General features: G+C 40.0%; 11 protein-coding genes. 8 read left to right on the forward strand and 3 right to left on the reverse strand.

Translation table 11 applies throughout. The annotated features are described in order from the left end of the window. Positions 1-321 precede the first annotated feature (321 nt). The 3 genes from V7L20_RS09460 (at position 322) to hisA (ending at position 1,874) form a co-directional block, all read left to right on the forward strand. Positions 322-657 carry a DUF2499 domain-containing protein gene (locus tag V7L20_RS09460; RefSeq protein WP_334743829.1) on the forward strand — a complete coding sequence of 112 codons (336 nt, stop codon included), beginning with the start codon at positions 322-324 and terminating at the stop codon, positions 655-657. After that, positions 654-950, forward strand: a complete 297-nt coding sequence (locus tag V7L20_RS09465) for a DUF3593 domain-containing protein (protein ID WP_334743830.1) — start codon at positions 654-656, stop codon at positions 948-950. The genes V7L20_RS09460 and V7L20_RS09465 overlap by 4 nt, the downstream gene beginning before the upstream one ends. 150 nt (positions 951-1,100) lie before the next feature. Then, positions 1,101-1,874 (forward strand): 1-(5-phosphoribosyl)-5-[(5-phosphoribosylamino)methylideneamino]imidazole-4-carboxamide isomerase, encoded by a 774-nt coding sequence (gene hisA / locus V7L20_RS09470; protein WP_334743831.1) that lies wholly within the window; start codon positions 1,101-1,103, stop codon positions 1,872-1,874. Between the two features lie 196 nt (positions 1,875-2,070). On the opposite strand, the gene V7L20_RS09475 is transcribed toward hisA, so the two are convergent. The 3 genes from V7L20_RS09475 to V7L20_RS09485 form a co-directional block, all read right to left on the reverse strand. Continuing rightward, entirely contained in the window at positions 2,071-3,234 is a 1,164-nt protein-coding gene (locus tag V7L20_RS09475) for a nucleoside hydrolase (RefSeq protein WP_334743832.1), read from the reverse strand. Between the two features lie 592 nt (positions 3,235-3,826). Continuing rightward, positions 3,827-4,906: a hypothetical protein gene (locus tag V7L20_RS09480; protein WP_334743833.1), complete on the reverse strand. Its 1,080-nt coding sequence runs from the start codon at positions 4,904-4,906 to the stop codon at positions 3,827-3,829. Positions 4,907-4,959: 53 nt separating this feature from the next. After that, complete coding sequence (locus V7L20_RS09485) at positions 4,960-5,943, reverse strand: hypothetical protein (RefSeq protein WP_334743834.1); 984 nt, start codon at positions 5,941-5,943, stop codon at positions 4,960-4,962. Positions 5,944-6,602: 659 nt separating this feature from the next. Here V7L20_RS09485 and V7L20_RS09490 point away from each other — a divergent pair. The 5 genes from V7L20_RS09490 to V7L20_RS09510 all read left to right on the forward strand — a co-directional run bounded on the left by V7L20_RS09490 (position 6,603) and on the right by V7L20_RS09510 (position 12,113). Continuing rightward, positions 6,603-7,355 carry a response regulator transcription factor gene (locus V7L20_RS09490; RefSeq protein WP_334743835.1) on the forward strand — a complete coding sequence of 251 codons (753 nt, stop codon included), beginning with the start codon at positions 6,603-6,605 and terminating at the stop codon, positions 7,353-7,355. Positions 7,356-7,408: 53 nt separating this feature from the next. Next, positions 7,409-8,725 (forward strand): sensor histidine kinase, encoded by a 1,317-nt coding sequence (locus tag V7L20_RS09495; RefSeq protein ID WP_334743836.1) that lies wholly within the window; start codon positions 7,409-7,411, stop codon positions 8,723-8,725. Between the two features lie 29 nt (positions 8,726-8,754). Beyond that, positions 8,755-9,423, forward strand: coding sequence for a phosphate signaling complex protein PhoU (gene phoU / locus V7L20_RS09500; RefSeq protein ID WP_334743837.1), 669 nt, complete (start codon positions 8,755-8,757; stop codon positions 9,421-9,423). 289 nt (positions 9,424-9,712) lie between these two features. Beyond that, on the forward strand, positions 9,713-10,342 hold the full coding sequence (locus V7L20_RS09505) for a Crp/Fnr family transcriptional regulator (protein WP_334743838.1): 630 nt from the start codon (positions 9,713-9,715) through the stop codon (positions 10,340-10,342). Between the two features lie 127 nt (positions 10,343-10,469). Then, complete coding sequence (locus tag V7L20_RS09510) at positions 10,470-12,113, forward strand: iron uptake porin (protein ID WP_334743839.1); 1,644 nt, start codon at positions 10,470-10,472, stop codon at positions 12,111-12,113. Positions 12,114-12,144 lie beyond the last annotated feature (31 nt).

Genomic DNA, 12,144 nt, shown 5'->3' on the forward strand with positions numbered 1-12,144 from the left:
CAGTTGAGCCTCTGAACTCGACAGTTGAGCCTCTGAACTCGACAGTTGAGCCTCTGAACTCGACAGTTGAGCCTTTGAACTCGACAGTTGAGCCTTTGAACTCGACATTTGAGCCTTTGAACTCGACATTTGAGCCTTTGAACTCGGAATCTTTAAAATTCTAAAAGAACAAGCAAAGATTTTGTTTAAACAAATATAAAATTCAAGCTACATATCATCTTGACACCGCTACTCCTGTACAGGCGCAATTAATCGCGTCTCTACTCCTAACTCCTGTTGTACAGACGCGATTAATCGCATCTCCTAACTCCTAACTTTCTTATGCACGCCCTATCGATTCCCACCTGGATTATTCATATTTCTAGCGTTATTGAGTGGATTGTCGCCATTTGGTTAATTTGGACTTATGGCGAACTCACTGGCAATCGCAATTGGTGGGGATTATCCCTTGCCATGTTACCAGCTTTGGTCAGCGCCATGTGTGCTTGTACCTGGCATTATTTCGACAACGCCGAATCTCTAGAATGGTTGGTAACGCTTCAAGCTACCATGACCTTAGTTGGTAATTTTACGCTTTGGGTAGCAGCGTACTTGATTTGGCGTTCTACCAAGTCTGCTAACACTGTTGAACCAAAACCTATCAAATCAGAGCAATGATTTCTAAAGAAACCCTATTTGCGCTTTCACTGTTTCCCTATTTGGGTTTCTTGTGGTTTATTAGCCGCAGTCCGCAAATGCCGCGTTTAGCGCTGTATGGATTTTACGGTACTCTCGTCTTTGTTGCCATCACTATCCCAGCCGGAATTTATGCTGTATTGCATTATGGCAAGTCTTTAGCCAATGTAGATTGGTTGCACGGTAGTGCAGAACTATTTTTGACCCTTTCTAACATCTTGCTTGTGATGGGTTTTGGGCAAGCTGTAAGGCAATTAAAAATGAAAAGTCATTAGTCATTAGTCATTAGTCATTAGTCCTTAGTCCTTTGTAAACACAAATGACCAAGGACAAAGGACAAAGGACGACCCTTAAACAAGTCAATATACAGTTTAAATGCGTCACAGCTTAGTGTTTGATTGGATTGAGTTATGAGGAAAAACTAAATGGATGTAATTCCAGCAATTGATTTACTAGAAGGTCGCTGTGTGCGACTATATCAGGGAGACTACGATCGCTCACAAGTTTTTAGCGAAAATCCGGCTGATGTTGCCAAACAGTGGGTAGATCAAGGTGCTGCTAGATTGCATATAGTTGATTTAGATGGTGCTAAAACAGGTAAAGTAGTAAACCTGGGGGCAATTGAAGCGATCGCTCATGCGGTATCAGTGCCCATTGAAATTGGTGGAGGATTGCGCGATCGCACCAGTGTACAACAAGTATTCAATCTAGGCATACAGTGGGCAATTCTCGGAACCATCGCCGTAGAACAACCCCAGTTAGTGCAGGAACTGTGTGAAGAATTTCCTGGGCAGATTATTATTGGCATTGATGCCCGTAACGGACGCGTAGCAACTCGCGGTTGGTTAGAAACCTCAGAAGTTTTAGCAACTCAACTGGCTGTACAAATGCAAGAATTGGGTGCAGCCGCCATAATTTACACAGATATTCACCGGGACGGTACACTTACAGGCCCCAATTTAGAAGCTTTGCGAGAACTTGCAGCAGCAATTTCTATTCCAATAATTGCCTCTGGTGGGGTAAGTTCTGTCACCGATTTGTTGAGTTTGTTGGCGTTAGAACCTCAAGGCGTGACTGGTGTGATTGTCGGACGTGCCTTGTATACTGGGGATATTTTACTCAAAGAAGCATTACGAGCGATCGGGCCAGGAAGGATTCAGGATATTCCACCGAATCTAGATTTTTCAACCTTTGCTTAATATTTTCTGGCTTTGGTCAATCTGTAGGGCTACTGTGTACACCATAGAATTGTAGGGTGGACAAATATTTGCCCATCCTACAAACTTTTTTGATACTAGTACAGCACGGCGGAAATAAACCATCCATTCAAAATTAATAAAACCCCTACGGTGTATACCTATTTAGATTTTAAATTTTGACTTCCGCCTTGCAGTACTAGTGCTTAAATTGCCGCTTAATTTGGAAAGTAATTCCTGCTGCACCCAAGACCAAAATACCCAAGATAGGACTAGATTCAGGAACAGACTCTGTTTCTAGATATGAGAAAACCTCACCAGCACTGAAAGGCAAATTATTGAAACTAGGGTTTAACGAAACTAGAACATTAGGAGGTAAATTAGGAACAGCAAGAGTTTGTCCTTGAGTGGTTCCTGGATCTGAGAGTGTATCTACTTCCAAGTGCAAAGGAGTCTCCTCTGAGAAATTTGGTTCACTAAGGTTAATAGCAGCAACTAAATCCCAAGCTGGATTCGGGTCATTGTTACTTTGAATAACTGTTAAAGCAAAGTCCAAAAATTCTGCCGCTAGCTTGCTTTCAGGTGTTCCAGTTGCTAGCCATGCTTGTTGATCGGCACGAGAAAAGCCAATTTTCTTTGTTGCATCTAGAGGAGTCAACTGAATTTTTAATCCTTGTGATCCTGCGGCAAATACTTCTTGAGCCGCTAAAGGATCGACCCAGATGTTAAATTCCCCAACAGTATTGGTTGAAAATGGAGGATCGGGAAGGACGGTGAGATTTCCTGGTACGAAGACAGCGCCTCCCATAATTTGGACGACAGCAATGTTGCTAATAATGGAGGGATCAAGTTGTAAAGCTTCGGCAATATTAGTTAAACTGCCGGTTGCTAAGATTGCCACAGGCTCAGGAGACTGCTTAATTTTCTCCACAATCAGTTCTGCTGCCGATCGCCTTTCAACTGGTGGTGCTGTGTCTGGTAGTTGGACAAAGGGAGACCAAAAAGTTTCTGCACCATCACGAATGAATTCTGGAAAAGCATTATTTCCAGCCAAAGGATCGGCTTTACCAATACCAACAGGGATACCAGATACTTCTAGTCTGCCTAACATCCGTTCCAGATTATTCACAAAGCTTGCTGGACGGGCAATACCTTGGGCGATCGTAATTGCTTGAATATCAAATTTGGGATTGGCTAACATATAGGCCAAAGCTGTCATCCCGTCTTGACTACCATCATCATCAACGATCAAAGGGGTTGGTTTAAAATTAGCAGCAAATACAGTTTGACAAAAGAAAGCTCCTGATGTTATTAACAACAGTGCAGCAGTCGAAAATGTTTGATACACAAGACGTATATTCATGATAAAACCAAAGTTTCTAGATTCTTCGGAAAAACAGTTTAAGTGGAACTTATGAAATCTAAGGGCATTAATAATGCCATAACCTTAGATAAATTACCGTGACCACCATAAAGCTTATCATTACCGTTGTCACCTTATAGACAGTCGTTCCCAGGATTTATAGTAAGTTATAGCTCTCAGGTTTCGTCTGTTATAGAGACGTTGAAATCACAGCACCTTGATTTTGTAAATAAACTTAAATTTTTTGTAATGTATTTCTGTAATCGACAATACCCGTAATGTAGATTAAATTATTGTAATAGATTTCACGATTTACTATTATGTCTAGTCAAGAACAAAATTCCAATCAGGCATTCAAGCAAACACAAGCTACGGGAACAAAGAAGAAGAAACCACAGCCTCCAGCAGACATCAAAAAACCAAGCAAAACCGAATAAAAAACATTATATAAGGTACATCAGAGCAAGCTCTCGAAAAGTAAACAGGGGGTTGGGGATAGGATTCTGTACCTATTCAACCGAGAACTACTATAGTTCTTTGTAGAGACTTAAATTAAATCAAGTCTCTACAACTTTCATCAAAAAGAATTAGCTTATTTGTTTTTTGCTTGAGTCTTTGCTTGCTCTAAAGCTATTTCTTTAATAGCCTGGTATGAATTAACATTTGAAGTCCCTTCAATAGCTTTAACTGCCAAATCTTGAACTTGTTTCAGGGCAGATTCAAGTTGTTTAGAAAGATTTTGAATCCGCGTCTCTTGATTAGTAATAGTTTGTTCTAGAGATTGCAGTCTTTGTTCATAGAAACGCTTTTGCCCTTCCACTTCTTTAGAATATAAATCTGATTTTACTTTAGCTTGGTAATGGGCGATGCCTTTGCCTTCTTCTGTAGCTTTTTTAATGGCTGCTTCTTTATCTTTCCCAAAAGCCTCTACCTTCACTTTTAATTCCTCAAATTGTTTTTCTCTCTCAGAAATTTCTTTCTCCCGTCCAGCCCACTGTTTTTCTGTTTCTTGTAGTAATTCTTCCAGTTGCTTATATAGTGCTTTCTGCTCTTGTTCGTATTCGTCACTTTGCAATTGTTGCTGGAGTTCTAAATTATATTTATACTCTGAAGCATCGCGTTGCCGAGTTTTATTCAAGTTTTCATTCCGTTCTTTTATCGCCCGTTGCTGTTCCTCTTGTTCTTTTCCCCAAGTATTCCTTTGCTCTAATATTTCTTGGAATAACACTTCAGAACGCTGGCTAAATTCTTCGTGATAAGCTTTAATATTATCTTCATAGGCTTGGATGAGAGTATCCAAGATATCATCAGAAATTTCTAAATTGTGCAACTGTATTAATTGTTGGATTTCTTCTTCTAAAGTTTGTCTAATTTCTTCTAACTTAGAAGCTTTTGTGGTTAGCTGTTCCGATAATTCATTAGCAGCACTGCCAAAACCTAATTGAATCTTCGCCAAGCTTTCAATTGTATTATTCATCTTCTGTTGGACATTAGAAAGCTGAGTCATAGCTATTTTTTGTTCTAATTTAGGCTGTTCTTTAGTTCCAGACTGGTTTTCCTTAGCAACTTGTTCGAGTTGCGATTTCAGCGCTGCTTTTTCTTTAGCTAACTCCTCATACGCCTGAAGAATTTCTACTTTAGTATTCTTATCAGTCGGTTTTTTTACCACCACAATAAACCTCCTCTTCAGGAATTAAGAATGATTAAGATACAATAACCCCATAACTATTTAGAATTAGAACTACCAAAAGCCCTCATAGCTAAATCTTGTGCTTGTTTTAATGCAGTTTGCAATTGAGCAGAAATACCTTCTATTTGCTCAGACTGTTTCTTAATTGTTTCTTCCAAAGATTGAATTTTTATTTCATAACTTTGTTTATTAGATTCCCATTCTTTTTCAAATAAATCAGCTTCAATCTTAGCTTTTTGACTTGTTTCTTTAATTGCTTCTTCCCTAGCTTTTTTAAGGGCTTCTTCCAGTTCGTTAGGAAATTTAGTTACCTTTTGTTCATAGTCTGCAAAGAGTGGTTGACATTCAGCTAATATCTTTTCTCGTTCTGCCCAATTTTTCTCTTTCTTTTGAGAATTTTCTTGGATTTCCCTTTGCTGTTGGCGCTTTATCGCTTCGTAGCTATCTGTATTGAGTTTACGAGTAGTTTCTAATTTATACTGGGATTCTTCTTGTTCTTGCTGGCGCTCTTTGGCTAATAAATCGTTATATGCTTGGAGTTTATCTTCATACTCTGCTTGCTCTTTTTGCCATTCTTTCCGCCTAATTGTAATTTCTTTCTCTAGTGTTTCTCTTTTACTGATAGTATCTTGTTCTAAGATTTTTAATTTTTCTTGGTGTTCTTGATTTAAAATGTCTAGTGTATCCGCTACAACTCTTATTTGTTGAAGCTCTTGTAAGCGTTGATTTTCAATTTCTATAGCTCGGTTCAATTCATCTAACTTGGAATTTTCCTGAGCTAGTTTTTCAGATAATCCATTGAGAATACTGCCAAACTCCAATTGTAAATCAGCTAAACCTTTGACAATACTATCAACCGTATATGCAAAAGCTGCTTGCAGAATTTCTTGACTTTTTGCCTTTTCTGCTTCCTCTTGTTTGGTTGCTATTTTAGATTCCAGCTTTTTTCTTTGGATAATAATTTGTTGAAATGCTTGCATTAGTTGTTGTTTGCTGTCCTTGACTCCAACTGTAGTCATCTTCCAACTCCCTTCAATAGGCAATGAATGATTTATTGGGTAGCAAGCCATACCAATGACTACCCTATGCAGACATCAGAATAGCTTTAAAATCAATATTTTTAATCCAGTGTAAACACGGAAATATTAGCAGAGTACACTTAGGTAGTACGATTTTTCCACATATATGTTCTTATGTTTTTCAGGCATATAAGTTTTCCAGTTGAGTCTAATAGTGACCTACTTCTCCCTAACCCTCTGCTACCAAAAGAGGGAAGCGGAAAAACTTTTGTTGCTCAAAGGGGAATAAAATTCAAACTTAGAGAGAGGTCGCACTCTATTACATACAAAGGAAAAGTGCTATAGTTTTGCCTTTGAGATATAGTAGTATATTTGTACTAAAGTAAATATACCCAACTTAATCTACTCTTGTCAAGACAATTGTTTATCTAATTGCGTCACACAACAAAAGATGAAAATTTATTTTGCGATCGCCTGCTCCTTATTGTTTTATTGTTAAGAGTGATTTTTGATTTAGCAGGGTGCTGTGGCGTATGTTACTTTTTGTAAAGAAAATCTAAAAGAATCAACCCTAGTAGAAGCGTGGTTGCAGTAAGGCTAGATAATAGATTTAATCATCCTAATTGATACAAGCACAGTCCCAGACTTTTGTGATATCAATGTATACTAGTGAATCGACCAAATACTCTGCTAGAACGGACATTGGACAAACCAGCCGAATTCTAGTAGTAGAAGATGAAGAATTAATCCAGGAAATGCTAGCTGTAGCCCTTGAAGAAGAAGGTTATGGGGTGACAACAGCACCCGATGGGCGGTCTGCTATAGAGTATCTCAAAAGTTTTGAAACCAATTCGGGGGAACTTCCCTTTGATTTGCTCATTCTTGATTTGATGCTGCCTCAAATCAATGGGCTAGATATTTGCCGTTTGCTGCGTCATCAAGGAAACCCAGTACCAATTTTAATGCTGAGTGCTAAGGGTAGTGAAACTGACCGCGTGTTAGGGTTAGAGGTGGGAGCAGATGACTACCTGACCAAACCCTTTAGTATGCGCGAGTTAGTGGCTCGTTGTCGTGCTTTACTCCGCCGCCAACGCCTAAGTAATTTACCACAAGTACCAGTATTAAAATTCAAGGATATCAGCTTGAATCCCCAAGAATGCCGCGTGTTGGTTCGTGGTCAAGAAGTCAGTCTTTCCCCTAAAGAGTTCCGCTTGCTGGAACTGTTTATGAGTTATGCCCGCAGGGTATGGTCACGGGAACAATTGCTAGATCAGGTTTGGGGGCCAGATTTCGTTGGCGATAGTAAAACTGTAGACGTTCACATTCGATGGTTGCGCGAAAAATTAGAGGAAGACCCCAGTCATCCCGAATATATTGTGACTGTACGAGGTTTTGGCTATAGGTTTGGATAATTAGTTGGGATAGTTGTTAGTTTTTAGTAGTCATGAAAAAACTAACAACTTAAATGCTTTTATTGGGATTTTTTCTGGGTTTATCGGTAGGCATTGGGTTTTGGGTTTGGCAACAGGTTCAACTTAACCGCTACCTGGGGCGCTTACTCCGACCGTTAACCTCGCATTCTTACAAGATGGGACTGCTGCTGATTCCTGGGTTGCAGCAGGAGATAGCGATGGTGAAGCAGCACCAGCAAGATTTGCAGCAGTCGTTGCAAACTTACCAAGACCTGCTAGATTTTGCACCAGTGGGATATTTGCAGGTGGATGAGGAAAATCAACTGCTGTGGTGCAATCGACTGGCGCAGGAAATTTTGTATTTGGATTGGCAACCAGAACAGGTACGCTTGTTACTGGAGTTGGTAAGGTCTTATGAACTTGACCATTTAATTGAGCAAACTCGTGATTTGCAAAAACCACAGACCGGAGAATGGATATTTCATCCATCTTGTGATGATGCGGCAGAGATGGCAACAATAAAATCTTTGGCTTTGCGGGCATCTAGCTTGCCTTTACCCAATGGACAAGTGGGAGTCTTTTTAGAAAATCGTCAACCCCTATTAGATATAAATCAAGTACGCGATCGCTATTTTTCTGATTTAGCACACGAACTCAGAACGCCACTAACTTCGATTCGCTTGGTTGCGGAAACTTTACAAACCCGCTTGGAACCACCTTTAAATCGCTGGATTAACCGCCTAATGCAAGAAGTTGATCGGCTGATTAACTTGGTGCAAAGCTGGCTAGACCTCACCCAAATGGAAGCAAACCCAAACATGCAATTGCAAGCCAAAGCTGTAGAATTGCGATCACTAATTACATCCGTTTGGGAAACACTAGAACCCTTAGCAGTACGCCAACATCTGTCTCTTTCTTATTCTGGCCCAGAAAATGTTTGGATTAAGGCAGATCAAGCCCGTATTTACCAAGTTTTTCTCAACTTGCTAGACAATAGCATTAAATACAGTCTTCCTAATACAAGTATTCACATTGAAGCGAAAATCTTATTAACAAAAGATAATGATGCTGCTTCCCCAATTCTCGAAATAAATCTTATTGATTCTGGAGTTGGATTTTCTCAGGCAGATTTACCCCATGTTTTTGAGCGATTTTATCGAGGAGATAAAGCACGAACCCATTCTCCACAAGATGGTAATTCTATAGGAGCGATCGTTGGTAATGGATTAGGATTAGCGATCGTTGAGCAAATTATTCACGCCCACGGCGGTTCAATCAAAGCTATGAACCATCCAGAAACTGGTGGTGCGTGGATGCAACTCCAATTTCGTGAACTTATGGCAAACTCTTTAAGCCAAGACTATAGTTAATAATAATCTTCACCTTTGAGACAACAAGTGTGAAAGCTGTCCATTACAGTCCTAATCCTCAAAGACCTCAACTCGCACGCGCCATTACGCGCTTAGAACGGGATGTATTACGCATGGGTGCTTTGGTAGAACAATCATTTCGCCTCAGCCACCAAGCGTTATTTGCTCGTAACTTAACAGCAGCTGAGGAACTTCCCCGATTAGATAAAAAGATTGATCGCTTTTATAGACAAATCGAATCAGACTGTACGGCGATTATTACGCTGCAAGCGCCTACGGCTCAAGATTTGCGCTGCTTAAGTGCCTTTATGCAGTTGGTACGCGACTTAGAGCGCATTGGCGATTATGCTGAGGATTTAGCTGAGATTGCGATTAAAATTTTTCCTTACGCGCCTCATCCGTCAATGCCCGACATTGAAGCGATGTCCCTTCACGCGCAGGCGATGCTAGCAACTAGCTTAAAGGCTTTGGGAGATTTCGATGAAGGCGGTGGACGCCGTTTAAAGCACCTAGATGATACTGTAGACGATGCCTATGATCGCGTTTATCAAACTTTAGCCCAACAACGCGATGTACCTGGTGTAGTCGAGCCAATTGTATTGCTAGCACTGGCAATTCGTTATCTGGAACGCATGGCAGATCATGCCACTAATATCGGTCAAAGGGTAGCATATATTGTCACCGGTCAACGCTCTTAATTGACGCTTCATAATTAAAAGTCAGTTAACTAAAAATTTTACTAAAAGCTTACCTATTCTTAAACTTGCACAATTAAAGTAACAGATAAACAACTGAAAAATTCTGGTCTATCTTACTGATAAATGCCTCAATGTATAAGTTGTTTCCAGAAAAAATTTGGAGTTAGTCTCTAGCTCTAATTGAGAAGAATACACTGCCAATTACATAGGTAAAATTTGATACGAGTTATTAGAGTTTCTTAATGATTGTAAATAGCAAGATTCCCTGATAATTATGTAGTTACCCTTAATGATGTATTCCACAACTCCTACTTTAAACTCTTCTGTCCTGTCAAATAGCTCTGCTTTAGGCGGGCAATTACCCCAGCAGATATTTACCCGTAGGGAAGTAATTCCACTTCAAAATGATGTACTTTGGCGGATTGAGCACGGTGCAGTTCGTACCTTAACATGGAGTGAAAATGGGACATTCATCACTCTCGGTTATTGGGGACTAGGGGATCTGATTGGCTATCCTTTGTCTAAAGTCAAGCCCTACCAGATTGAATGTCTCACAGGCGTAGAAATAAGCATTGTACCACCTCATTTGTGGCATCAAGATATTAATGCTTTGTTGTCTCATATTCAACAGGCAGAAAATCTACTAAGCATTGTGCATCGAAAACCAATTTCGCTACGCTTATGGCAGTTTTTAGTGTGGTTAAGCGAAAAATTTGGACGTGATGTAGATAAAGGCAAGCTAATTGATCTAAATGTTACCCATCAAGATATTGCTGAAGTTTTAAATACCACGCGAGTAACAGTTACCCGACTCCTACACCAGTTGGAGGAAGAAGGAACAGTTTTACGTCACAAACGCCGTATTATTTTGCGGTTACCAAATAAATTAATTCAAAATTATAGTTCAGCGCTAAATTAAAGGACTTGTATTTATCACAGTATAAAGGTATAATCATGACTGTGATTGTGTGTAAAATTCCTGAAAGTAAAGTGTATTAAACATTTTACTGTGATTAGAGTAATAGGTGTGAGTGAGAGTAAAAAACATGACAAATCGATTCTGGAATCTTTGTAAGGTTAGTCCAGTTATCTTAGCTGCTGCATTTTTTGCTACCAATAGCGCTGTAGCTGCTGAAGTCAACGAACAAATAACAAATGTTGCCCAATTATCTGAAGCTCAAGATTCTAATAATATTGGTCAGGTAACATCAGTTTCGCAATTTTCGGATGTGCAGCCAACAGATTGGGCATTCCAAGCTTTACAATCTCTAGTTGAGCGTTACGGCTGTATTGCAGGTTATCCTAACAGTACCTATCGTGGTAACCGTGCTTTAACCCGTTATGAATTTGCCGCAGGTTTGAATGCCTGTTTAGACCGGGTTAACGAACTGATTGCTACAGCTACTGCTGATTTAGTTACGAAACAAGACCTGGCTACATTACAGCGCTTACAAGAAGAATTTTCTGCTGAACTAGCAACCCTGCGCGGTCGCGTGGATGGACTAGAAGCCCGCACTGCTGAGTTGGAAGCTAATCAGTTCTCCACTACTACCAAGTTGGTTGGAGAAGCGATTTTTAACGTGTCTGATGTTTTTGGTGATAATAGAGCAGTTCCTGCTGGAAATTCAAATCAAGATTTGAATTCTAACACCACTTTTTCTGATCGGGTGCGTTTGAACTTATTCAGCAGTTTCACTGGTAAAGACCAGTTGCAAATCCGTCTGAATGCTAACAATACCATAAATAATGCTGGTGTGAGCGGTACTAATATGACCCGCTTGGGCTTTGACGGTGATAACGGCAACTCTGTTGTGATCGATAAAATTAACTATGCTTTCAACTTTTCTAATGCGTTGCGTGTCAAAGTTGACGCTACTAATGGTGAATTATACGAAAACGTAAACACTTTCAACCCTGACTTTGCTAGCTCTGGTAAAGGTGCTATTTCTCGCTTTGGACGTTTCAGCCCTATTTACCGTCAAGGTCAAGGTGGTGCTGGTCTGACAGTTACTTTGAATCCTGGCGGTCCTATCAGCTTGAGTGGTGCTTATTTAGCTAGGACTGCTAATAACCCTGCCCTGAATAATGGGTTGTTGGATGGTGATAATGCTATCTTTGGTCAGTTATCTTTCCAACCCAGTAAAGCTTTTAATATTGGTCTAACCTACGCCCGCACTTATCAAACTAGTAATGTTAACAATAATGTTAACAACAACCTTTTCCAAGGTACAGGTAGTATTTTTTCCAACAATCCCTTTGGGAATAACACTGCTACGGAATCCAACAACTACGGTGTGGAGGCTACCTTCCAATTTAGCCCTAAGTTGGCTATTAGTGGTTGGGGAGGTTACACAACTGCTGATGCTAGGAGTGGTGCAAATGCGGGCGCAGACGCAGATATTTGGTACTGGGCTGGAGCGCTTGCTTTGAGAGATTTTGGTGGAGAAGGCAACGTCTTAGGTGTTATATTTGGTCAACCACCTAGAGTTACTGGTGGCAGCATTAAAAATGTTGCTGGCAATACTAACTTAGACGACAGTACCTCTTATCACTTAGAGGGTCTTTACAAGTTCAAGGTTTCCGATAATGTTCAGGTAACACCTGGTTTGTTAGTAATCTTCAATCCAGAACATAACGATGATAACGACACTGAATATGTAGGGACTTTACGTACTACCTTTACCTTCTAAAATTTGCGATGGCAAATAAAGCTCAGAATTA

Origin of the sequence: Nostoc sp. (assembly GCF_036916735.1) — a bacterium.
Classification (GTDB): Bacteria; Cyanobacteriota; Cyanobacteriia; order Cyanobacteriales; family Nostocaceae; genus Nostoc.

Coding starts and splice junctions, on each gene's coding strand:
- hisA (WP_334743831.1), top strand. CDS start 1,101: ATGGATGTAATTCCAGCAATTGATTTACTAGAAGGTCGCTGTGTGCGA.
- V7L20_RS09460 (WP_334743829.1), top strand. CDS start 322: ATGCACGCCCTATCGATTCCCACCTGGATTATTCATATTTCTAGCGTT.
- V7L20_RS09505 (WP_334743838.1), top strand. CDS start 9,713: ATGATGTATTCCACAACTCCTACTTTAAACTCTTCTGTCCTGTCAAAT.
- V7L20_RS09510 (WP_334743839.1), top strand. CDS start 10,470: ATGACAAATCGATTCTGGAATCTTTGTAAGGTTAGTCCAGTTATCTTA.
- V7L20_RS09490 (WP_334743835.1), top strand. CDS start 6,603: ATGTATACTAGTGAATCGACCAAATACTCTGCTAGAACGGACATTGGA.
- V7L20_RS09495 (WP_334743836.1), top strand. CDS start 7,409: ATGCTTTTATTGGGATTTTTTCTGGGTTTATCGGTAGGCATTGGGTTT.
- V7L20_RS09475 (WP_334743832.1), bottom strand. CDS start 3,234: ATGAATATACGTCTTGTGTATCAAACATTTTCGACTGCTGCACTGTTG.
- V7L20_RS09485 (WP_334743834.1), bottom strand. CDS start 5,943: ATGACTACAGTTGGAGTCAAGGACAGCAAACAACAACTAATGCAAGCA.
- V7L20_RS09465 (WP_334743830.1), top strand. CDS start 654: ATGATTTCTAAAGAAACCCTATTTGCGCTTTCACTGTTTCCCTATTTG.